Annotated in this window: 21 protein-coding genes; 13 read left to right on the top strand and 8 right to left on the bottom strand. The window is 63.8% G+C overall.

Going from position 1 to position 22,991, the window contains the following annotated elements; genetic code table 11:
- Nucleotides 1–71: 71 nt before the first annotated feature.
- Nucleotides 72–2,375 (bottom strand): aconitate hydratase, encoded by a 2,304-nt coding sequence (locus tag AT302_RS11405; protein ID WP_058378545.1) that lies wholly within the window; start codon nt 2,373–2,375, stop codon nt 72–74.
- Between the two features lie 129 nt (nt 2,376–2,504).
- On the opposite strand from AT302_RS11405, the gene AT302_RS11400 reads away from it, so the two are divergent.
- Nucleotides 2,505–3,392, top strand: coding sequence for a LysR family transcriptional regulator (locus tag AT302_RS11400; RefSeq protein ID WP_058378544.1), 888 nt, complete (start codon nt 2,505–2,507; stop codon nt 3,390–3,392).
- Between the two features lie 62 nt (nt 3,393–3,454).
- Here AT302_RS11400 and AT302_RS11395 read toward each other — a convergent pair whose 3' ends face one another.
- The 3 genes from AT302_RS11395 to AT302_RS27855 form a co-directional block, all read right to left on the bottom strand.
- Nucleotides 3,455–4,435, bottom strand: a complete 981-nt coding sequence (locus AT302_RS11395; RefSeq protein WP_058380268.1) for an alginate lyase family protein — start codon at nt 4,433–4,435, stop codon at nt 3,455–3,457.
- Nucleotides 4,436–4,506: 71 nt separating this feature from the next.
- Complete coding sequence (locus AT302_RS11390; RefSeq protein ID WP_058378543.1) at nt 4,507–5,418, bottom strand: LysR substrate-binding domain-containing protein; 912 nt, start codon at nt 5,416–5,418, stop codon at nt 4,507–4,509.
- Nucleotides 5,346–5,540: a hypothetical protein gene (locus tag AT302_RS27855; protein WP_167365762.1), complete on the bottom strand. Its 195-nt coding sequence runs from the start codon at nt 5,538–5,540 to the stop codon at nt 5,346–5,348. Before AT302_RS27855 ends, AT302_RS11390 begins: the two co-directional genes overlap by 73 nt.
- A 130-nt stretch (nt 5,541–5,670) precedes the next feature.
- On the opposite strand from AT302_RS27855, the gene AT302_RS11385 reads away from it, so the two are divergent.
- The 6 genes from AT302_RS11385 (at nt 5,671) to AT302_RS11360 (ending at nt 11,534) form a co-directional block, all read left to right on the top strand.
- On the top strand, nt 5,671–6,570 hold the full coding sequence (locus AT302_RS11385; protein WP_084656168.1) for an ABC transporter permease: 900 nt from the start codon (nt 5,671–5,673) through the stop codon (nt 6,568–6,570).
- Nucleotides 6,567–7,604, top strand: a complete 1,038-nt coding sequence (locus AT302_RS11380) for an ABC transporter ATP-binding protein (protein ID WP_058378541.1) — start codon at nt 6,567–6,569, stop codon at nt 7,602–7,604. Before AT302_RS11385 ends, AT302_RS11380 begins: the two co-directional genes overlap by 4 nt.
- 125 nt (nt 7,605–7,729) lie before the next feature.
- Nucleotides 7,730–8,773 (top strand): extracellular solute-binding protein, encoded by a 1,044-nt coding sequence (locus AT302_RS11375; RefSeq protein WP_058380267.1) that lies wholly within the window; start codon nt 7,730–7,732, stop codon nt 8,771–8,773.
- Between the two features lie 11 nt (nt 8,774–8,784).
- The gene (locus AT302_RS11370; RefSeq protein WP_084656166.1) at nt 8,785–9,669 is read left to right on the top strand and encodes an ABC transporter permease; all 885 of its coding nucleotides are present in this window, start codon (nt 8,785–8,787) and stop codon (nt 9,667–9,669) included.
- Nucleotides 9,647–10,219 carry a TIGR00725 family protein gene (locus tag AT302_RS11365; protein WP_058378539.1) on the top strand — a complete coding sequence of 191 codons (573 nt, stop codon included), beginning with the start codon at nt 9,647–9,649 and terminating at the stop codon, nt 10,217–10,219. Before AT302_RS11370 ends, AT302_RS11365 begins: the two co-directional genes overlap by 23 nt.
- 115 nt (nt 10,220–10,334) lie before the next feature.
- Nucleotides 10,335–11,534, top strand: a complete 1,200-nt coding sequence (locus AT302_RS11360; protein WP_058378538.1) for a porin — start codon at nt 10,335–10,337, stop codon at nt 11,532–11,534.
- Between the two features lie 192 nt (nt 11,535–11,726).
- Here AT302_RS11360 and AT302_RS11355 read toward each other — a convergent pair whose 3' ends face one another.
- Entirely contained in the window at nt 11,727–12,068 is a 342-nt protein-coding gene (locus AT302_RS11355) for a YciI family protein (protein WP_058378537.1), read from the bottom strand.
- A gap of 156 nt (nt 12,069–12,224) precedes the next feature.
- Here AT302_RS11355 and hutU point away from each other — a divergent pair, with 156 nt between their 5' ends.
- The 5 genes from hutU to hutG all read left to right on the top strand — a co-directional run bounded on the left by hutU (nt 12,225) and on the right by hutG (nt 19,224).
- Complete coding sequence (gene hutU, locus AT302_RS11350) at nt 12,225–13,904, top strand: urocanate hydratase (protein ID WP_058378536.1); 1,680 nt, start codon at nt 12,225–12,227, stop codon at nt 13,902–13,904.
- An 8-nt stretch (nt 13,905–13,912) separates the two neighbouring features.
- Nucleotides 13,913–15,469: a histidine ammonia-lyase gene (gene hutH / locus AT302_RS11345; RefSeq protein ID WP_058380266.1), complete on the top strand. Its 1,557-nt coding sequence runs from the start codon at nt 13,913–13,915 to the stop codon at nt 15,467–15,469.
- A 145-nt stretch (nt 15,470–15,614) separates the two neighbouring features.
- Nucleotides 15,615–17,006, top strand: coding sequence for an amino acid permease (locus AT302_RS11340; RefSeq protein ID WP_058378535.1), 1,392 nt, complete (start codon nt 15,615–15,617; stop codon nt 17,004–17,006).
- The gene (gene hutI / locus AT302_RS11335; RefSeq protein WP_058378534.1) at nt 17,003–18,220 is read left to right on the top strand and encodes an imidazolonepropionase; all 1,218 of its coding nucleotides are present in this window, start codon (nt 17,003–17,005) and stop codon (nt 18,218–18,220) included. Before AT302_RS11340 ends, hutI begins: the two co-directional genes overlap by 4 nt.
- 53 nt (nt 18,221–18,273) lie before the next feature.
- Nucleotides 18,274–19,224 (top strand): formimidoylglutamase, encoded by a 951-nt coding sequence (hutG, locus tag AT302_RS11330; RefSeq protein WP_058378533.1) that lies wholly within the window; start codon nt 18,274–18,276, stop codon nt 19,222–19,224.
- Between the two features lie 29 nt (nt 19,225–19,253).
- Here the strand turns inward: hutG and AT302_RS11325 are convergent, their stop codons facing one another.
- The 3 genes from AT302_RS11325 to AT302_RS11315 form a co-directional block, all read right to left on the bottom strand.
- Entirely contained in the window at nt 19,254–19,655 is a 402-nt protein-coding gene (locus tag AT302_RS11325; protein WP_058378532.1) for a lysozyme inhibitor LprI family protein, read from the bottom strand.
- Nucleotides 19,656–19,699: 44 nt separating this feature from the next.
- Complete coding sequence (locus AT302_RS11320) at nt 19,700–20,407, bottom strand: response regulator transcription factor (RefSeq protein WP_058378531.1); 708 nt, start codon at nt 20,405–20,407, stop codon at nt 19,700–19,702.
- Nucleotides 20,408–20,559: 152 nt separating this feature from the next.
- A complete protein-coding gene (locus tag AT302_RS11315) occupies nt 20,560–22,059 on the bottom strand; it encodes a helix-turn-helix transcriptional regulator (protein WP_058378530.1) in 1,500 nt (499 codons plus the stop codon).
- Nucleotides 22,060–22,253: 194 nt separating this feature from the next.
- Here AT302_RS11315 and AT302_RS11310 point away from each other — a divergent pair, with 194 nt between their 5' ends.
- A complete protein-coding gene (locus AT302_RS11310; RefSeq protein WP_058378529.1) occupies nt 22,254–22,991 on the top strand; it encodes a response regulator transcription factor in 738 nt (245 codons plus the stop codon).

The raw sequence follows: 22,991 nt of genomic DNA, 5'->3' as shown, positions 1-22,991 counted from the left end.
CAAAGCGCGGGGCATGCAGCACCAACGTCGTACCGACATGCCCCGCGCCACCCACGACTGCCTTTTTCGTATTACTTGCTTGCCTTCGGCACGACGTTCAGCGCCGAACCCGCCTTGAACCACTGAAGCTGCACATCGCTGTAGCTGTGCTTCAACTGCACGGTTTCCTGAGTGCCGTCCGTGTGATGCAGCACGCACTCGACGTTTCGTCCCGGCGCAAGGTCGGCCAATCCGAGCAAATCGATCCGGTCGTCGGCACGCACGCGCTCATAGTCGTCCGGGTCGGCAAAGGTCAACGCCAGCAGCCCCTGCTTCTTCAGGTTCGTCTCGTGAATCCGCGCGAAACTGCGTGCGATGACGGCCATGCCGCCCAGCAGACGCGGCGAGAGCGCTGCATGCTCGCGGCTGCTGCCTTCGCCGTAATTGAAGTCGCCCACGATGACCCACGGCACCCCTGCCGCCCGATACGCGCGCGCCGCTTCTGCCGGGGTGACATCCTGCGCACCGCTCAGCAGATCGATCGTGCGCCCGGTCGCGCCGGTGAACGCGTTCGTCCCGCCGTTCAGCAGGTTGTCGCTGAAACGTTCAAGGTGACCACGCAGTTTCAACCACGGACCGGCCGGTGAAATATGGTCCGTCGTGGTTTTGCCGCGCGTCTTGATCAGGACGGGCATGCCCTTCGGGTCGCGGCCATTCCAAGCCGGCCACGGCTTGAGCACCTGAATGCGTTCGCTCTTCGGATCGACGCTGACTTCGACGCGCGTGCCATCGTCGGGCGGCGCAATGTAATGCGTTGCGCCTCGTGTGAAACCTTGCGATGGCACTTCAGGGGCGACGGCCGGCGGCGTCAGACGGAATGGTTTGCCGTCGGCACCGGTCAGCGTGTCGTGTTGCGGATCGAACGAAATGCGGCCAGCCAGTGCCCATGCAGTAACGATTTCCGGGCTGGCGATCAGGTTCACTGTATTGGGTGAGCCATCGTTGCGACGGGGGAAATTGCGGTTGTACGACGTAACGATAGTGTTGGGTGCCGCCACCACTGCCGACTCACGCCGCCACTGCCCGATGCACGGACCACAAGCATTCGCGAGCACCGTCCCGCCCATCACCGCCAGTGTGTCGAGTTGACCGTCGCGCGCAATCGTCGCTCTGACCTGTTCCGACCCCGGCGTGACCATGAACGGCACGGCGGCCTTCACGCCATGCGCGTGCGCCTGCTTCGCCACGTCGGCGGCACGGCTCATGTCTTCATACGACGAGTTCGTGCAACTGCCGATGAGCGCCGCCGACAGGGCGTCGGCTTCGACATCGTGTGCGGCCAGTCCGTCACCCGGCTTCGCCTGCTTCATTTGCGCCGCGAGCTGCGACACCGTGCGTGCACGATCCGGCGAATGCGGGCCAACGACGTGAGGCTCAAGCGTCGAGAGATCAATGCGCACGACACGGTCGTAGAAGCGCTCGGGATCGGCTTCGACCTCTGCGTCCGGTGCCAGCAGCGACCGATTTGCCTCGATCACCGGCACCAGATCGGCGCGGCCGCTCGCACGCAGATACGTCAGCATGCGTTCGTCCGCCGGGAACATCGACGTGGTCGCGCCCAACTCAGCGCCCATGTTGGTGATGGTCGCCTTGCCGGTCGCGCTGATCGTGCGGGCACCCGGGCCGATGTACTCCACGATGGCATTCGTGCCGCCCGAGACGGTCAGTTCGCCAGCGACACGCAGAATCACGTCCTTCGGTGCGGTCCAGCCGTTCAATTCACCCGTGAGATACACCGCAATACGCTTGGGATAGAGCACCTCCCACGGCAGGCCAGCCAGCGCCTCCACGGCGTCGGCACCACCGACGCCCACGGCGCAAGCACCGAGGCCACCGGCATTCGGTGTGTGCGAATCGGTGCCGATGATGAGTGCGCCCGGAAACGCGTAGTTCTCGAGCACCACCTGATGGATGATGCCCGCGCCGGGCTCCCAGAAGCCCAGCCCATACCGGGCGGCAGCGCTGCGCAGAAACGCGTAGACCTCTTGGTTCTCATCGATCGACGCCCGCAGGTCGGCACGGCCTTCAACCCGCGCCTGAATCAGGTGGTCGCAATGAATGCTGGCAGCCACGGCGACACGGTCTCGTCCCGTCTGCATGAACTGGAGCATGCCGGTCTGCCCAAGCACGTCCTGAAACACGACCCGGTCGACCATCAGCGCGAGATAGCTCTTACCCGGCACGAGCGGCTGATTGTCGGGATCGGCCAGATGGCTGAGCAGCACCTTCTCTGCCAGCGTAAGCGGATGGCCAAGCCGCTGACGGACGATAGCAAGCTTGTCGTCCATGGCCGCATAGAGACGCGTGAGCGTCTCCGCAGAAATGAATTGAGACATCGATCACTCCTTTACTGAACTTTTCTGACTGCATTTGTGGGGTGGGTGGGTGCGATCGCAGGACGGATTCTGAAACGCTCCGCAATTCCCGTAAAATGAATTTATCTGTCCGATTACTCAATTTTTCTTATGAAAATCGACATCCTCGGCGTGCAGGCCTTTGTCGCGATTGCCGATCGCGGCGGCTTTCAGAGCGCAGCCGATGTGCTCTCGGTGACGCAAACCGCCATCACCCAGCGGCTGCGCAAACTTGAGGACTATCTGGGCGTCATGCTCTTCGAGCGCACCACACGGTCGGTGTCGCTCACGCAGATCGGGCGGGATTTTCTGCCGCAGGCGCGACGATTACTCGATGAGCTTTCCGATGCGCTCACCGAAATCAAGGAAAGCGGACAAGCCGCGCGTGGCGATGTGTCGATCGCGTGTGTGCCGACGGCGGGTGTGCAGTTTCTGCCGAGCATTCTGCAAACCTATGCGCAGCGATTTCCGCATAACCGCGTGCGCGTGCTCGATCACTCGTCAGTGGCAGTGACTGACGCCATCCTGCGGCGTGAGGTCGAATTCGGCATTCATATCGCGGGACCGGGACACAGTGATCTGGTCGGTCTGCCGGTAGCAGAAGATCAATTTGTGCTGATCTGCCACGAAAAACATCCGCTCGCCCGCCGCCGGCGTGTGCCGTGGCGCAGTCTCTCGTCGTATCCGTTGATCTTTGCCGGACAAGTGAGCGCCAATCGGTCGTTGCTCGATGGCGCATTGACGGACGTGAATCTGCAACCGCACTTCGAAGTGCAGCGCAGTTCCACAGCAGTCGGGATGGTGGCGGAAGGTGTGGCCGCGGCGGTGGTGCCGCGGCTGGCAATCCAGAAAGGCGCTTACCCGCACATACGCGTCGTCGATCTGGTCGAGCCGGTGATTGCGCGCACGCTCGTGCTCGTCACCCGCCGGGGGGCCCAGCTATCGCCAGCGGCGCAGGCACTTTACGATTTGATCGTCGCGAGCACCGCTCCGCATTAGGTGCGGAAGAAGCGTGAGAGAAGCGTCCCCAAGCGTTGCGCCCGGGGACGTCTTGAAAAACCTCAGCGCGCCGGCACGATGCCGTGTTGCGCCATCAGCGTCAGATTGCCACCCATGCGCGGGTCTTTGAATGGCGCGAAGGCGTGCATCGCGTCATAGCGCTCGGGATGCGGTGAGCGAAGGCGGTAAAACTCCACCCAGCCACTCGATCCGCGCGGTTGGGCGGTCTCCTGCACAGCACCCGACTGCGCGTTGAACCACGCCGGATCGCGATAGCCATCGGCAACGCGTGCCGCCAGCAATTCGATGGCGCCCTGCCGGTAGGCATACCAGTCGTCGCCGTGAAGCCGTGCCATTTCTGCCATCAACACCAGCGGCGCCGTAGCGTAGTCGTGATAGTGCAGCGCGCGACGCTTGCGGGCCATCTCCATCGGCAGGCTGCCATCGGGTTGAATGGCGTCGATGCCGGTGCGGTAGATGCTTTGGGCCGTCGCCAGCAATGCATCGTCGTGCGTGGCGAGTGCCGTCGCCATGATGCCGACGCCCGTCCAGTAGTAGTGATTGTTGCGCTTGTGCTTCGAGTTGTTCCAGTAAGCGAGATTCGCGCTCGACAACTGACGCAGCCACGATTCGATCACCTGCCGCTGCTGCGGTGTGGCCAATGCCTGCGTGCGCAGATAGGCGATGGCGGCAGCCCCATGCGTCCATTGGCGCATGTAGTCGGACTGGTCGTTATTCACATGGATCATCTGACCGAGCATTGCACCGCTGTTGGCCCATGCCTCCAGCCACGAAAGCGTGCAACGCCCGTCAGCCTCACCGCCCTTGCCTGCCGCGTTGGCATAGGCGTCGGTCATCTTGGCGATTTGCGCCGTAAAGTCGTTCAGTGGCTTCACCGCCGCTTCGTTCTGCGCCTGAAGCTGCGGGTCGATTTGCGAGCTTGCCTTGTCGGTGTAGTAGCCAAGTGCCCGGATGTCGGGGTTGCCCGGCGGCGGCGCGGGGCACTCGTGTGGCGCGGCGAAAGCGCTGAGGTGAACTGTCATGGTGAATGCGCCTGCGATGAGCGCCGTGAGCAGGCGTCGTTGACTGATGCGTTGATGTTTCATGCGTCCCTTTACCGTTGACTCTGCCCTGCCTGCGCGAGCATCCACTCGCGAAAGTGCTGCAAGGCCGTGCGTTGCTGCAACCGCTCTCGCGGGTAACACAGGTAGTGACCGTGATGCGGCACGTCGACCCCGGCGTCGACCGGCTCGACCAGACGCCCCGCCGTCAGCGCCTCGCGCGCGAGAAACGCGGGCACCATGCCGACGCCCATCCCCGCCTCCGCCGCTTGAAGCAGCACCGAATACTGCTCGAAACGCGGGCCGGTGCGTTGCGCCTGTTCGCCGACGTCATGACGACGCGCCCACGTTCCCCAGACATCTTCCGCCTGACTGTGCACCAGACGCGGCGCTCGCGCGACGTCGGCGACATCCGTCAGCGGGTAACGCTCGAGAAACGACGGCGCGCACACTGGCACGAAGCAACGCCCGTCGAGATAGTCGCTCACCACCCCTTCCCACGTGCCGTCGCCGTAACGAATGGCGGCATCCAGCGAGAAGGGAAACGCGTCGCCATGCGACAAATGACGGCTGAAGCTCAGTGTCACACCCGGCGTTTTCTCAAGAAAGTCGGGGAGTCGCGGAATCAACCACTTCGTCGTAAACGTCGGCACGCTCGCAATGGTCAGCAGGTCGCTTTCCCCGCGTGAAGTCATCAGTTCCAGCGACGCATTGCCAATCTCGCGCAACGGCTCGGCCACGCGCTCATGATAGCGGCGCCCGGCATCGGTCAGTGTCAGATTTCTGCCCTCCCGAACGAACAACGGTGTAGCCACCAAGGCCTCCAGCGCCGCGATCTGGCGGCTCACGGCACTAGGCGTCAGACCCAGCTCACGGGCAGCACGAGAAAAATTCAAGTGTCGCGCGGCACTCGCGAACGCGAGGAGTTCAGCAACGTTGGGATAGCAATGACGTAGCGCAGGCATAGGGCTGGCGTGGGTTTGCCGGGTAACAGCGGGCGATAAAGAGAGATGACAGCGTCGGCGGCGAGGCCGTCAACTGTTCCGTTTTCGCACAGAACGATGCCCGATTTGTGTGTTTTCTTCATGACGATGACACGTCCCCCCGTGACACTGGCGCCCAATGCAAAACCTGTCGCTCGCCCTTTTGGTAAGGGAAATAAAGGCTTCAGCGTCGCAGCAACCCTTTTGTCATGACCTGCCGACCAAGTTCACCCGATGTCCGACGTCCACATTGAGCGCCACGCCCGATCTGTGCCATCCCGGCACAGCCCCGCCCCTGCCGATGCCGGCCAGGCGGGACGTGCGCCGCAGCGCTCACGCACCAGCGTATTGCTGTGGATCGTGCGCGCCGTCGCTGCCCTGTTTCTCATCTACCTGTGCCTGCCGGTACTTCTGCTGCTCGTGGGCGCATTTGGTCAGGCATGGACCAACACGGTGTTGCCGACCGGCTTCACGTTGCACTGGTTTGCCGAACTGGCCGGTGACCCGTCGTTCCGGCGCGCCTTCTCCACCAGCCTCATCGTCGCCCTGAGTTGCTGCGTGATGACTGCACTGGTCGGCCTGCCGCTCTCATACGCGCTGCATCACCGTTCGCGCAGCGGCCGGGGCGCGATTGCCCGCCTCGTGACACTGCTGCCGGTGGCCGTGCCGGCGCTGACGCTCGGCTTCGGTTACATCGCTGTGTTCAGCGGCGACACGTTGCCGTGGCTCGGCTCGCTCTGGTTGCTCGTGCTGGCCCACACCGTGCTGACGCTGCCGTATCTCACGCAAACGCTCCTCGCCGATCTGCGCCATCTCGACATCGCGCGTCTCGAAGACTGCGCGGCCACGCTCGGTGCCTCGCCGCTCAAACAGTTTCTGACCGTCGCCGTGCCGAACCTCACGCACAGCCTCGTCGCCGGGCTGGTGATGGTCGCCGCGCTGTCGATCGGCGAGTTCCAGATTTCCAATCTCATCGCGGGTTTCCGCTATCGCAACTACCCGGTGGTGCTGCTTCAGGCGTTTTATGGCGCCACCGGTTTTGCCTGCGCCGCCACCGTCGTGCTGCTCGTGCTCGCGTTGATCGCGACCGGTGCATCGATCGTCGCAGCATCCCGCCAGAAGGTCAGTTCATGAGTCTTACTCTCGAAAACGTCAGCTTCCGCTACGCCGGTGCGCCGCAGGGGCTCGACGACGTCAGCCTGCAAGTGCGTCAGGGCGAACTGCTTGCCGTCATGGGCCGCAGCGGCTCGGGCAAGTCGACGGTGCTTCGGCTCGTCGCGGGGCTGCTCGACGGCTATCGCGGCCGCATCGCCATCGGCGGTGAAGACGTTGCGGGCGTGCCGGTCTGGAAACGTCAGGTCGGCATGGTGTTTCAGCAATACGCGCTGTTCCCGCATCTCACCGTGCTCGATAACGTGGCGTATGGCCTGCGCATGCGTGGCATCATTGCCGCCGAGCGCCAACGTATCGCGCTGGAAATGCTCAATCGCGTGGGACTGGCGGATTGTGCGTTGCGCCGTCCCGCGTCGTTATCGGGCGGACAGCAACAGCGTGTTGCGTTGGCGCGCGCGCTAGCCGTGTCGCCCCGTGTGCTGCTGCTCGACGAACCGCTTGCCGCGCTCGACGCTGGCATTCGCCAGCAGTTGCGCGATGAAATTCGTGCACTGCAACAGGCGAGTGGTGCCACGACGCTGATCGTGACGCACGATCGCGACGAAGCGCTGAGCCTTGCCGACCGCGTTGCGGTCATCGACGGCGGGCGCCTGTTGCAGATCGATACGCCGCAACGTCTCTACGATGCCCCCGCCTGTGCCACGGTCGCCAGTTTCACCGGTCTGTCGACGGTACTGCCCGCGCGCGTGGTGCGCCCGGGTGCGGTCGACGTCGGCTTCGCAGAACTGCTCGCCGATACCGGTGCGTGGCGCACGGGTGATGCCGTCAACTTGCTGGTTCGTCCAGAGCACATCGACGCCGATCCGCCACTGCACGCGATCAACCGGCTGGCTGGCCGTGCAGGTGCCGTGCGCTTCTTCGGTGCCACCTGCCGCTATGACTTTCTGCCAAACGGCGCCACCACGCCGCTGTTGGGCGAGCACCGTCGGCCAGCCACGCACGCGGTAGCGCTTGACCCGGCACTGCTCCGGGTGCTGCCCCCGGCGTCGAAATGATTCCCCTGATTTCCTTACCTCATGCCCCCGATGGAGCTATGTCGATGATTCGCCTCACCTCTTCGCCGCGCCTGCTGTCTCGTGCCGTCCTGCCGGCACTCTCCACGCTGGCCGTCTCGTTCGCGATGCTCGCCGGCACGACCGCTGCCGTGCACGCGCAAACGCAAAGCAATGCGCCGCTGTACCCCGGCGAAACGGAGTTGTACGCCAAGGCCGCCGACGAAGGCCTCGTCGTGTCGTTCGACACGGGCCCCGAGTGGGCCAACTGGAAGGCGCTGTTTGCCGAGTTCCGCAAGCGGTATCCGAAGGTGGAGATCACTTACAACGACATCGGTTCTGCCGCCACGGTGGTCTCGCTCGACAAGGCACGCCGCCGTCCGCAGGCCGATACGGCCTACTATTTCGCCGGTTCCGCACTCGATGCCGTGCAGAAAGACGTGGTGGCGCCGTTCAAGCCGATCAACTTCGACACGCTGCCCAAGGTGTTTCGCGACAACGATGGCCGCTGGTTCACGATTCACTCGCTGAACATCGCATTCCTCGTGAATACGAAGCTGGTGAAGCATGTGCCGCAGTCGTGGGCCGACCTGCTCAAGCCGGAATACAAGAACGCGGTGGTCTATCTCGACCCGCGCTCGACGGGTCAGGGACAGGTCGCGGTGTTTGCTGCGGCGTATGCGTTCGGTGGCAACGTGGACAACCCGAAGCCGGGCGCCGAGTTCTTCGGCAAGCTGCGTGAAGCCGGCAACGTGATGCGTGTGGAGGGCACCACGCCCTACGCCAAGTTCGTGAAGGGTGAGATCCCGATTCTGATCGGTTACGAGAACGACGGCCTGAAGGCGAAATACACCGACGGCATGGGCGACGCAGCGCAAGTCGTGATTCCGAAGGAAGCCAGTGTCTCGGCCCCGTACGCGATCAGTCTGGTGAAGAACGGCCCGAATCCGGACGCCGCCAAGCTGTGGCTGAACCTGATCATGAGCCCGGTCGGTCAGGCGTTGTTCGCACAAGGCTACGTGCGCCCGGCCGTGCCCGGCGTGCCGCTCTCGCCGGAAATGCGTGCCCGCATGCCGGACGCGCCGCAAGTGCACCCGCTCGACGTCGTGCGCGCAGCGGCCCAAAAGGCGGAAGTCGATCGCCTGTGGGCAGCGGCGGCACTCGCCAAGTGAGATCGCACGAGATGACTTCCGCCCGCGCCAATCCGGTCCCGGCTAACGAGACCGCCGCCGAAGGCCCCCGTGGGGCGCTCGCCCCACGAGGCTGGGTGCGGCGCTTTGGCGGACTGCCTGCGGCCGTGTTGCTTGCCCTCGGTTTCGGACTGCCGCTCGGCGCGCTTGTGGTGGCAGCGTTCGATGGGCATGGCGAAGCGTTCCTTGCCATCGCCATTGATCCGCTGGTGCGCGACGCGCTGGTGAACTCGCTAGCGTTGGCGGTCGGCGCAGGCACCGTGTCGTTGGTGGTCGGTGCGCTGCTCGCCGTCACGCTTGCCCGTCAAACGCCGCGTCGACGCCGTTTCTGGCTGGCGGCGATGGGTGTTCCGCTTGCGTTCTCGGGGCTGGTGATCGCGTACGGTTTCATTCTGGCGTTCGGCCGTGCGGGGTTCGTCACGCTCGGGCTGGCATCGCTGGGTGCCGACCCTGCACGTGTCGGTGCGTTGATCTACACGGCGCCGGGGCTCATCGCGGCTTACGCGTACTACCTGATTCCGCGTGTGGCGTTGATGGTCTATCCGGCGATCGCCAATCTGGACCGCCGGCCGCTCGAAGCGGCGCTCACGCTCGGCGCGCACCCGCTGCGGGCCATCGTCGACGTGGCGTTGCGCGAACTCTGGCCGACGCTCGCCGCCGCGTGGTGTCTCGTCAGCGCCATCGCCATGGGCACGTATGGCACGGCGCTCGCGCTGGCCGGCACCCAAATCAATATTCTGCCGTTGCTCATGTTCCTGAAGATGTCGGACGGGCAAACGGATTTCCCACAAGCCGCCGCGCTGTCGCTCGTATTGATGGCGGTATGCAGCGGTGTGCTCGCTCTCGGAGAGTGTCTTGTACGGCGTCATCCTCAATGAGTGGTCGGCTGCGGCCCGCCACGCTCTCGATCGTCTGGCGGCCCGCCAGGAAAGCACGCACCGGCACGTGACGCCGGTCGGGCTGATTGGCCCGCGCGAAGCTACGGCGGCGCAACTTGAAGCGGCGCACTGTGTCGGCGAAGCGCTGGCAGCCGCCGGTGTTGCGCTCGTGTGCGGCGGTAAGGGCGGTGTGATGGAAGCGGCGTCGGCAGGTGCGGCATCGGCCGGCGGCATCGTAATCGGCCTGTTGCCGGAAGACCATGCGAACGACGCCAACCCGCATCTGAGCGTTGCGTTGCCCACGGGGTTGGGTATCACGCGCAACGCGTTGATCGCGCGTGCCTCGGTGTGTCTGGTCGCCATTGGCGGCGGACTGGGCACGCTCTCGGAAATCGCGCTTGGCCTGCAATGGCGCAAGCCGGTGTTCACGGTACTCGACGCGCCGGCCGTGCCGGGTGCCGAGAACTTCGACGATATCGACGCGCTGGTCGTGGCTGTTGCGACCTGGCTCAGCGTCACCGGACTTCCCGGAGGTGACGCCCCCCGGTAAGCCACGCCAGCGGTACCCTCCCCCCGCCCCATATCGGAAAACAAGAGGTTCAACGGGGTATCGACGGCGCGTTCTCGTGACGTTCCTGTCACATATATTTAGGATTACTAATATTATGAAGCGTATTCTTCTCGCGGCGCTTGGGCTCGGCGGCTTCGCCATCGCGGCACAAGCACAAAGCAACGTGACTCTGTACGGCATCGTCGACGCCGGCGTGGGTTACACCAGCGGTCAGCGCACCGCCACCACGAAGGGTGGCGTAGGCACGCCGATCGTCTACTCCAACGCCTCGAACTGGGGTTTTGCCAGCGGCACGTGGTCGGGCGACCGTTGGGGCCTGAAAGGCACTGAGGATCTGGGCGGCGGCAATGCGGCCATCTTCCAGCTCGAGAACGGCTTCAACATCGGTACGGGTCAGTCGGGCCAAGGCAGCCGCCAGTTCGGCCGTCAGTCGTGGCTGGGTCTGCAAAGCGCCACGCTGGGCAAGATTACGTTTGGCCGTCAGTACGATCCGATCGTGGATTACGTGGGCGCGATCAGCGCGGGCACGTTCGTCACCGGCATGGGTGCGCACCCGGGCGATATCGACAACATCGACAACCAAGCCCGCGTGAACAACTCGGTGAAGTGGGCCAGCCCGGTGTACGGCGGCTTCCAGTTCGGTGCGATCTATGGCTTCGGTGGCCAGCCGGGCAGCGTGAAGAACCAGAACGCATGGGGTCTTGGCGGTCAGTACGCCAGCGGCCCGCTCGCCCTCGGCGTGGCTTACCTGCAAGCGACCAATGCTTACGGCAACACGGGCGGCACATGGAGCGGCGCGTATGACGGCACGTTCGCGTCGTCGATCAACGAAGGCTTTGCTTCGGCCGCCAGCCAGCGCATTCTCGCCGCTGCCGGTACATACACGTTCGGCAACACGCAAGTGGGTCTGTCGTACGGCAACGTGCACTACACGCCGGGTTCGTTCTCGACGTTTGCCAGCGCGATGACGTTCAACTCGATCGGTGCCACGGTGGCGTATCAGTGGTCGCCGGCGATTCGACTGGCCGCCGCGTACAACTACACGCAAGGCAGCGACGTGAAGGGTGCGGGCGGTCCGAAGTATCAGCAGGTCAACCTCGCCACGTATTACGCGTTCTCGAAGCGCACGTCGCTGTACGCGCTCGTGGGCTATCAGAAGGCGTCGGGTAACACGCTCGACACCTTCGGCAATGTGGTGTCCGCAACGGCGTCGGTCGGCGACGTGGGCAACGGCATCTCGTCGGCCACCTCGACGCAAACGCTGGTGCGCATGGGTATCCGTCAGACGTTCTGATTTTTGGTTGTTCCCCCCTCGCCCGCCGAGGGGGTGCTTGAGTTTCATCGGTCTCATCTCGGAGACTTCGCGAGAACCGGTACTTTGCGCTCGGCCTTCGACATGGCGTGGCACTGCGTAATGGCCCGGCTCACCCTTGGCACACCCCCGCACAACGTTGTTTCGTGCGGTGGTGTGTTTTTTTTCTGCCCGTCAGCTCTCGGGGTCGTCCCCAAACTCGCGGAGTTCCTGCGAGCAGCGGCAAGCTTGGGCGATCTTCGCAGCCCACGCGATAGCAGCTTCGCGCGACGGGAGTTGCAGGACACAGAAGCCGCCGTCGAACTCCCTTGTCTGCGGATACGTCTCGTTTGTGGTCCTGCCGTCTGCGGCGACCATGAGGGGGGCGACACGCCCGTTGATTCCACCACCGAACACGTACACGCCGGCCGCCTTCGCCTCACGTATCACCTTGTGCGCCGCTTCGCCCACGGCAGCAAAGTCCTCGGCGGGGATGTCCATCGCCCGCGCGGGAAACGAGATTAGGTATTTCGTCATCGCTCTGTCCTTCGGTGAAGTCGGCGCGTTCATCGGCCGCACTCGCATACTCCCGCCAACCACCTCACACCGACCGTTCGTACAAACCCTAATACATACTTACCTGTATATACAATACTGTACCGGTCATTACTTGGTCTGAACGAAAGGAATGCTGTGAGCCAACCTACCCGATACCGCGATGTGACGATCCGCGCGCCGCGCGGCACGCAACTCAATGCCCGTAGCTGGCTGACTGAAGCGCCGCTGCGCATGCTCATGAACAACCTCGACCCGGACGTGGCCGAGAACCCGAATGCCCTCGTCGTCTACGGCGGCATCGGGCGCGCTGCCCGCAACTGGGAATGCTTTGACAGCATCGTCGCCACCCTCAAGACGCTCGGTGACGACGAAACGCTGCTGGTCCAGTCGGGCAAGCCGGTCGGCGTCTTCAAGACGCACGCCGACGCACCGCGCGTGCTCATCGCTAACTCCAACCTCGTGCCGCACTGGGCCACGTGGGAACACTTCAACGAACTCGACGCCAAAGGTCTCGCCATGTACGGCCAGATGACCGCCGGCTCGTGGATCTACATCGGCAGCCAAGGCATCGTGCAAGGCACCTACGAAACCTTCGTGGAAGCCGGCCGCCAACACTACGGCGGCAAACTGGCCGGGCGCTGGGTACTCACCGCCGGCCTCGGTGGCATGGGCGGCGCCCAACCGCTCGCCGCCACCCTCGCCGGTGCCTGCTCGCTGAACATCGAATGCCAGCAAACCAGCATCGACTTCCGCCTGCGCACGCGGTACGTGGATGAACAAGCTACCGATCTCGACGACGCACTGGCCCGTATCGCGAAATACACCGCAGCCGGCAAGGCCGTGTCCATCGCCCTGTGCGGCAACGCGGCCGAGATTCTGCCGGAACTGGTACGTCGCGGCGTACGCCCCGATATGGTTACCGACCAGACCAGTGCGCACGATCCCCTCAACGGCTATCTGCCCATCGGCTGGACTTGGGACGAATACCGCGAACGCGCCCGCAGCAAGCCCGCAGAAGTCGTGAAGGCCGCCAAGCAATCGATGGCCGTCCACGTCAACGCAATGCTCGCCTTCAAGGCGATGGGCGTGCCGACGTTCGACTACGGCAACAACATCCGTCAGATGGCGCTGGAAGAAGGCGTGGAGAAGGCGTTCGACTTCCCCGGGTTCGTGCCGGCGTACATTCGTCCACTGTTCTGCCGTGGCGTCGGCCCGTTCCGCTGGGTCGCCCTGTCCGGTGACCCGGAAGATATCTACAAGACCGACGCGAAGGTCAAGGAACTGATTCCCGACGACACGCACCTGCACCGCTGGCTCGATATGGCCCGCGAGCGCATCAGCTTCCAAGGGCTGCCCGCCCGTATCTGCTGGGTCGGCCTCGGCCTGCGCGCCAAGCTCGGTCTGGCGTTCAACGAAATGGTGCGCTCGGGTGAGCTCTCCGCCCCCATCGTGATTGGCCGCGACCATCTGGACTCCGGCTCGGTCGCCAGCCCCAACCGTGAGACGGAAGCGATGCGCGACGGCTCCGACGCCGTGTCGGACTGGCCGCTGCTCAACGCCCTGCTCAATACCGCCAGCGGCGCGACGTGGGTGTCGCTGCACCACGGCGGCGGTGTCGGCATGGGCTTCTCGCAACATTCGGGCGTGGTGATCGTTTGCGACGGCACGGACGCCGCCGCCGCCCGCATCGCCCGTGTACTGAACAACGATCCGGCGACGGGCGTCATGCGCCACGCCGACGCCGGCTACGACATCGCCATCAATTGCGCCCGCGAAAACGGCCTGAACCTGCCGATGCTGAATACCTCGAAGTGAACCTCACCATGTCGAATCAAAACAACGCCCCCCTGAATTCCCTGTTCATCACGCCCGGCACGCTCACGCTCGCACAACTGCGCGCGGTCTTCGAGCAGCCGACTAAAGTCACGCTCGACGAGAAGGCCTACGCGGCCATCGATAAAAGCGTCGCCTGCGTGGAAGGCATCGTCGCCGAAGGCCGTACGGCCTACGGCATCAACACGGGCTTCGGGCTGCTGGCGCAAACGCGCATCGCCCACGAAGATCTGGAGAACCTGCAACGCTCGCTCGTGCTCTCGCACGCCGCCGGTGTGGGCGCCCCGATCGACGACGCACTGGTGCGCCTGATCATGGTGCTCAAGATCAACAGTCTGGCCCGTGGCCTGTCCGGTATCCGCCGCAAGGTGATCGACGCGCTGGTCACGCTGGTCAACGCGGAGGTCTATCCGCGCATTCCGCTGAAAGGCTCAGTGGGGGCATCGGGCGATCTCGCACCGCTCGCGCATATGTCGCTGCTGTTGCTGGGCGAAGGTCATGCGCGCTATCGCGGCCAATGGCTCGACGCCCGCGAAGCACTGGCCGTCGCCGGGCTCGAACCGCTGACGCTAGCTGCCAAGGAAGGGCTGGCGCTGCTCAACGGCACGCAAGTCTCCACGGCTTATGCGCTGCGCGGCCTGTTCGAAGCGGAAGATATGTTCGCCGCCGCGAGCGTGTGCGGTGCCTTGACGGTCGAAGCCATGCTCGGCTCGCGTGCCCCGTTCGACCCGCGTATTCACGCAGCACGTGGCCAGCGCGGTCAGATCGATGCGGCCGCCACGTATCGCCATCTGCTGGGCGAAACCAGCGAAATCGGCCAGTCGCACGCCAACTGCGAGAAGGTGCAAGACCCGTACTCGCTGCGCTGCCAGCCCCAAGTCATGGGTGCGTGCCTGACGCAGATTCGCCAGGCCGCCGACGTGCTGGGCGTGGAAGCCAACGCAGTGTCGGATAATCCGTTGGTGTTCTGGGAACAGGGCGACGTCATCTCCGGTGGCAACTTCCACGCCGAACCGGTGGCCATGGCCGCCGACAATTTGGCGTTGGCACTGGCTGAGATTGGTGCCTTGAGCGAACGGCGCATTTCGCTGATGATGGACCAACATATGTCCCAGTTGCCGGCTTTTCTGGTCGCCAACGGGGGGGTCAACTCCGGTTTCATGATCGCGCAGGTCACCGCCGCCGCGCTCGCCTCCGAAAACAAGGCCTTGGCACATCCGGCCAGCGTTGATAGTCTCCCGACCTCGGCAAATCAGGAAGATCACGTTTCGATGGCCCCCAACGCCGGTAAGCGGCTTTGGGAGATGGCCGATAACGTCAAGGGCATCATTGCGATCGAATGGCTCAGCGCCTGTCAGGGCCTGGACTTCCGCGAAGGTGTGAAGACGACGCCGGTGCTCGAACGTGCCCGCGCCCTGTTGCGCACCGCCGTCCCGTTCTACGATAAGGACCGCTATTTCGCACCGGACATCGAAGGGGCAAGCGTGTTGATCGCGCAGCGCCACCTGACTGCCCTCGTGCCTTCCGGCACCCTGCCGAGCGCTTGATTCGCGTTTGATTCGCGCCCTGCCGGTGCGAAACGAACAGCGATTCGCGCACCGGCAACCCGCCTGACCGCGGGCTAATCGTTATGCCGCCTGCCCCTTGGGCGGGCCGGTTCATTGCGCAAATTACGCATATTCAGGAGACAGCTTGAAAAACCTGCAACGCAATCTGAGCGCGCGGCACATCCGCTTTCTGGCGCTCGGGTCGGCCATCGGCACCGGCCTGTTCTATGGCTCGGCCTCCGCCATCCAACTGGCCGGTCCGGCCGTCATCCTCGCCTACATCATCGGTGGCGCCGCCGTCTATATGGTCATGCGCGCACTCGGTGAAATGGTCGTGCGCCAACCGGTATCGGGCTCGTTCGGCCGCTATGCCCGCGACAACCTCGGCCCCCTCGCCGGCTTTCTCACCGGATGGACCTACATCCTCGAGATGGTCATCGTGTGTCTGGCCGACGTGACGGCGTTCGGCATCTACATGGGGTTCTGGTTTCCCGATGTGCCGCAATGGATCTGGGTGCTCGGCATCGTGATGGTCATCTGCGGGCTGAACCTGTGCAACGTGAAGGTGTACGGCGAAATGGAGTTCTGGCTGGCCTTGGTGAAGATTCTCGCCATCGTGGCCATGATCGTCGGCGGTGCCGTGATCCTGTTCACCGGCGTGCATATCCACAGCGAACACGCCCCGGCAGTGAGCAACCTCTGGTCGCATGGCGGCTTCCTGCCGAATGGCTGGGGTGGCCTGATGGCGTCGCTGGCGGTTGTGATGTTTGCCTACGGCGGCATTGAAATCATCGGCATCACCGGCGGCGAAGCGAAAAACCCCGAGAAGGTGATTCCGCGTGCCATCAACGCCGTGCCGCTGCGCATTCTGCTGTTCTACGTGCTCACGATGTGCGTGCTGATGGCCATCTTCCCGTGGACCGGCATCGGCAATCAGGGCAGCCCGTTCGTGCAGATCTTCTCGGGTCTGGGCATCAAGTCGGCCGCAGCCATCCTCAACGTGATCGTGATTTCGGCAGCCATCTCGGCCATCAACAGCAATATCTTCGGCGCGGGCCGCATGATGTTCGGCATGGCGGAGCACGGTCAGGCACCGGCGGCATTCAGCGCAACGTCGCGCCACGGTGTGCCGTGGGTAACGGTGCTGGTGATGACCGGCGCGTTGCTCGGCGGCGTGGTGCTGAACTACCTGATTCCGGAAGGCGTGTTCCTGATCATCGCGTCGATCGCCACGTTCGCAACGGTCTGGGTGTGGCTGATGATTCTGCTCTCGCAGGTCGCCATGCGTCGTCGCCTGTCTGCCGAAGAAGTCGCTGCGCTCAAGTTCAAGGTGCCCTTGTGGCCCGTCGGCCCGGCGCTCGCCATCGCGTTCATGCTGTTTGTGATCGGCGTGCTGGGCTATATGGAAGACACGCGGGTGGCGTTGTATGTCGGCGCAGGCTGGATCGCGCTGATGTCGGCGGCCTACTGCTTCGGCGTCAAACCCAAGGCGTCGCGTGAAGCGCGCGACGACACCAGCCAAACGAGCCTCTCATGAAACGTATCCACTGGAAGCACTGCCATGTCGCCACGATGCGCGACGGCCGCTACCACGCGATCGAAGATGCCGTGATCGTCACGCACGGCAAGCAAATCGAATGGGTCGGCCCGCGCAGCGAGCGCTCCGCCACCGCAGCCGACGAGTGCGTCGATCTGCAAGGCGCGTGGGTTACGCCGGGGTTGATCGACTGCCATACGCATCTGGTGTTCGGCGGCAACCGCAGTCTCGAGTTCGAACAACGCCTGCAAGGCGTGAGCTACGCTGAGATTTCGGCGGCGGGCGGCGGCATCAAGTACACGGTGCGGCACACACGCGATGCTACCGAAGACGCCTTGTTCGAGTCGGCGCGCAAGCGGCTTCTCACGCTGATGCGCGACGGCGTGACGACGGTCGAGATCAAATCCGGCTACGGACTCGATCTGAACAGCGAGCGCAAGATGCTGCGCGTGGCGAGACGCCTTGGCGAGGCGCTGCCGGTTACCGTCAAGACGACGTGTCTGGCCGCGCACGCCGTGCCGTCGGAGTTTGCCGGTAAGGCGGACGAGTATGTGAACTACGTTTGCGCGGAGATTCTGCCGACGCTCGCCGAAGAGCGGCTGGTCGATGCGGTCGATGCGTTCTGCGAGACGATTGCCTTCTCGCCAGCGCAAGTCATGCGCGTGCTGCTGCGTGCACAGAAGCTGAAATTGCCCGTGAAGCTGCACGCCGAGCAACTCTCGCCCTTGGGCGGTGCCAGCCTTGCCGCGGAACTAGGCGCACTGTCGGCCGACCATCTGGAATACATGACACCGGAGGATGCCGCGGCCATGGGCCGGGCCGGTACGGTGGCCGTGCTGCTGCCGGGCGCGTTCCACATGCTTCAGGAATCGCGCCGTCCGCCGGTGCATCTGCTGCGCCAGCACGGGGTCGATATTGCCGTGGCCTCCGATCTGAACCCGGGTACGTCACCTGCCCTGTCGCTGCGCCTCATGATGAATATGGCGTGCACATTGTTCGGTCTCACGCCTGAAGAGGCGCTGGCAGGTGTGACGCGCAACGCTGCCAAGGCACTCGGCATGCTCGATACCCACGGCACGATCGAAGCAGGCAAAGCCGCCGACTTCGTGGCGTGGGAGATCGAGCGCCCCGCCGAACTGGCCTACTGGCTCGGCGGCGAACTGCCCTGCCGCACGGTCCGCCAAGGGCAATGGCGCGACTTGCCGTCTGCGTGACATCCACATCAGCACTTTCCATCCTTCGTCCCATGCTGACTTCAACGACAAAAATGCCTGCGCAAACGGCCTCGCCCAACGTCTGGCAAGGCCGCAGCGACGCCAACGAACGCGGTGACACGCGGCGGCTCTTCAATGTCGTGCAAGTGCTCGACGGCCCGGCGCAAGCCGCGATCGCCGGCGCGCCCGTGCTGCTCGGCTTCGCCTGCGATGCCGGCGTCAAACGCAATCAGGGGCGCGTGGGCGCCGTGGATGGCCCGCAAGCCATCCGCCGCGCGCTCGCCAACCTGCCCGCCCATGAGATCGAACGCTTCTACGACGCGGGGGACGTCAGTTGTGAAGGCGATGCGCTCGAAGCCGCCCAACAAGCCCTCGCCACCGCCGTGCGCCAGCAGCTTGATGCGTCCGCACATCCGGTCGTGCTTGGTGGCGGCCACGAGATCGCGTGGGGAACGTGGCAAGGGTTGCGTGCGCATCTGGATGCTCGCGGCGACCGTGGGCGCGTGCTGATTCTCAACCTCGACGCTCACTTCGACTTGCGCACCGCCCGCCCCGGCACATCAGGCACGCCGTTCGATCAGATTGCGCAAGCGACCGAACAAGCCGGTTTGCTGTTCGACTATGCCTGCCTCGGTGTCAGCCGGTTGAGCAACACGGCATCGCTGTTCGAGCGCGCTCGCGAGTTGGGCGTGACGTTCGTCGAAGACACCGACATGCAAGACCGGCATCTCGACGCGCGTCTCGCACAAATCGACGCGCTGATCGCCGATGTAAATCACGTCTATCTCACCATCGATCTGGACGTGTTGCCCGCACCGGTGATGCCCGGCGTCTCGGCTCCGGCAGCTTACGGCGTGCCGATGACCGTTGTCGAAGCGATAGCCACACACGTGCGCCGTTCGGGAAAACTCCGCGTGGCGGACCTCGCGGAATACAACCCGCACTTCGACCCTCAAGGGTCAGCGGCCCGTGTCGCGGCCCGGCTCGCCTACCGCCTGCTTTGACCGGCAGGTGTGAGCTGACTCGGCGGGTCTTACTTCGAGCAGGACAGGTCGCCTTCCTGACAGTGAAGCTGACCGTCGAGCCGCTTGGTCTGCGCCTGCGTCAGTTCATCGGCACACGAGGCGTACATCGCTGCGTGAATGCTGCCCCCGTCGGTCCCCATGGTCTCGAACGCACATTGGGCATCGCGCCATGCGAGCCAGGCACGCTGTGCGCTCAGGAGCTTGCTCTTGCCCGATGGACCGACTTTCTTGACCAGCGCGTTATACGTCTCGTTGAGCTTCTTGTCGGACGCGGCGAGCGACTTGCCCGCGCAAGCGTTCATGGTGGTCTGATCCTGCGGGTTCTCGCAGGGATCGGCAGCCCACGCGGAGGCGCTCGTCAGGCTGGTCAACATCAGCGCCGCCGCGCCGCTCATCAAGATTCTTTTCATGGGTTCTCCATTCCTGTCAGTGGGTCAAGCCCGAATAGCGAAGCTTACAGCCTCGCGGGCTGCGGGCCGTCAAGCCGATAGCCCGAGGCGTACACGGCGCGCAGTGCCACCGGACCACCTCCCGAAAGCCCGAGCTTGCGGCGTATCTGGTTGATGTAACGCGTCAGCGCGCCCGGCTCGCGAGCCTTTGCGGCCTCGCCCCAAATTTTCTCGGAGATACGCGGGCGGCTCAGCACCGCCCCCGGGTGCGAGAAGAACAGCCATGCCGTCGCGAACTCGCGGGTGGTCAGGTGAATCGGACATCCTTCCCGAGTGCAGCGGCAGTTCAGCTTATCCAGCCGGTAGCCGCCGTATTCGATGACGGTGGCCTCAAGCTCCGACGTGCGCCGCCGCGCCACGCAGCGATACGCCCGCGCCTGCAACTCGTCGAGCGATAGCGCGCCCGCCACGATGTCGTCGCCGCCGCAAGCCAACGCATCGCGCATGGCGGCGGCACTCAGATAGTGGCCGGTGACGAGAATGGGCAGATCATGGCGCGCGTGACAGGTACGCCACGTCGCGAGAAATGCAATCGCCTCGGCGTCGGTATCGGCATCGATGACCACCAGATCGGCATTGGCGCGCACCGAGAGATAACGAATCAGCTCAACGCGGCTATCGAAATCGATGACCCGGCAATTGCCGGTTCCTTGTTCAAGTGCAGAGAAGACGGCGCGAAGCGCTTTGCTGCGGGACAAAAGCACGATGACCATGCCGGGGCCTTTCGAGGGAAACAGCGGCGAGTCTGCCTCAGGCCCTCGGACACGCCGCAAATCTCAACAGCGCGTCATATTACGTCCTCTTACACGCACCATTGGGGTGCTGTGCGAAACCGAACGGCGCAAGTGCCCCGCGTTGATGACGCTCACGCGTTGATCGTCTCCGAAGGCGATTCGTCGAACTGCTTGCGATAGCTCTTGACCAGCGCCGAGCGGCTCGTCACACCCCAGCGATTCGCCGTGCCCAGTACCGACCCCATGACGCGTGCGTCATCCATCAATTCGTTGCGGATACCCTCGAGACGCAGTTTGCGAATGAGCGCGCCCGGCGACATGCCCAGCGAGCGCTTGAACACCATTTGCAACGCACGTTCAGTCACGTTGACCTGTGCCGCAACTTCGCGCGTGGTGAGTTCGCTGTGTGCAATGTGCTCGATGATGTAGCGATACGCCTTGCGATATTTGGCGGGCAAGCGCGTGGCGATATCGTCGCCGCGCGCCATCTGTGCCGCATCCGCCTGCGGGTCGAGACTGCGCGTCGGGGCGATCTGCGAACGCAGGCAGAACAGCGCCTGCAATGAATAGCTGGTGTACAGCGAGATGCCCTGATGGATCTGGCCGCGTTGGAACGCCAGCTTTGCGCTCACGTACAGCCATTCGAGATCGGAGTGACGGGCGGCATGATGTACGTCGCGGGCGCCGATCGCATCGAAGAGCCGCACCGCGACGTCGCCCTGTCCGCCCGCCAATGCCGCCAGCACGGCATTCAGCCTCAGATTCATCAGCACCTGTGGGCTGCCGCACGAACGCAAGCCGTCGAGCAAGTCGTTCAATGCGCCTGCATTGGCACGCACGCCCTCAGACAACTCGCCCAGATAGCGCATATAGGCGCGGTACCGGCGCACCAGCACGCCGTCGGTGGCCGAGGCAGCGTCGCTCGCGGCGGCACGATTGCCAAACACGTCGAGTCCGTCCGTAGCCTCGGTCTGGTGTGCCCCGCCCGACGCCGACTCTGCACTGAGCCACGCGGATTGCCAGAACACATGATCGGACAATGCCGACGAGCGGCGAATCTGCGAATGCAGCGAGATGTCCGAAAGCAATAGCGAAACGATGCTTTCCCAGATCGGATGAAGCGCATTAAGAAGCTCATTAACCGACCGGTCGGCTTGCAATAGCACTTGCATGGCGGCATGCGGCCGCCCCAGCCGATAGTCGACGATGGCCAGCCCCACACGCGCCTCAATTTCCTGCGCGGCATCGCTCGCGCGATCACGAATGATGCTGATGAAACAGTTGCGTGCCACGGCAAGCCGGTCGCGCAGCAACGCCTGCCAACCCGCATTACGCGCCGACATCAGGCGCAGCGCATCGCCACCGGCACGGCAACCGCGCTGCGCTCTCGCATAGCTCTGCTCGGCCTCCTCCTCAAGTTCGCGCAACACCTGAACGTCGGCCAGCGCACCGAGATTGGCACCTTGCACGTCTTGCCAATGCTTTTCGTTCTGGTCGGCAGTGCCGCAAATGGCCGCATAGGCACGCGGCCAGTCGCCGGCAAGCAAGGCGTCGGCGCAGCGTGGCATGGCGTTATTTGCGTTATGCATACGCGCACTCGCGATCAATGCGAAGTAGATCCGTGCGTTCATGAGGTTCGCTTTTCGGGGGGAATGGCAGGTAACTCAAGGTAGAACGCCATACCCTGCTGAATTCTCAACAACCTGATGCGAAATCCTCACTTTTCATATCGCCGGTTCAGGTGTTTATGTAGGGAGCGCTGCAAGACAGCACGGTGAGTCGAAGCATGTAAGAACGTATTTAAGACGGGTAATTGGAGATTCCGGTGAAGTTTGCAATTCTGACGAGAGACGTCGCGCTATACGAAGCCATTCGCACCAGCCTTAACACGGACGGGTCCTGTCAGCACTTCGACGACACCGCGCAGTACGCGATTGCCGCGACGCGCATCGGTTATTCGGCGGTCCTCATCGACGCCGCGCTCGGCCCGTATGAAATGCAGGGCGTGCTGGCCCGTCGCCGGGGTGCGCGAGGCGACGGGGCGCCGGTCATCTGCTTCGGCACACCGGCATGGATGCTCGATTTCGCATTTCGCTCAGGCTGCGACGATGTGGTGATGTATCCGGTCGATGTGGGCGAGCTTAGCGTCCGGCTGTCGCTCGCCATGCAGCGCCGCGTGACGGCGACCGCAGCGCGTAGCAACGAGATTCTGGAAGTGGGTGCCTATGTCGTCGATCGTGGCCGCGACACCGTTGCGATTCACGGACTCGACGTACCGCTGACGGCACGAGAGTTCGCCGTGGCATGGCTGATCTTCAGCCAACCGGAAATGCGCATCAGCCGGCAGCAAATTGCCGAAGCGATCTGGGGAAGCGACGAAAAGGTGGCCGCCCGAAGTATCGAGCAGCACGTGTACAAGCTACGCAACCGGCTGGGGTTGCGCGGTGATCATGGCCTGACGCTGCGCACGGTCTACGGTGGTGGCTACACGCTGGAGCGTCAGGGCAATCGGCACACCTCGCATGTGTCGCACCAACCCGGTGCCATCGGCACATTGCTATAA

It is taken from the genome of Pandoraea norimbergensis (genome assembly GCF_001465545.3).
Classification (GTDB): Bacteria; Pseudomonadota; Gammaproteobacteria; order Burkholderiales; family Burkholderiaceae; genus Pandoraea; species Pandoraea norimbergensis.
This window is presented reverse-complemented; position numbering and strand designations above follow the sequence as displayed.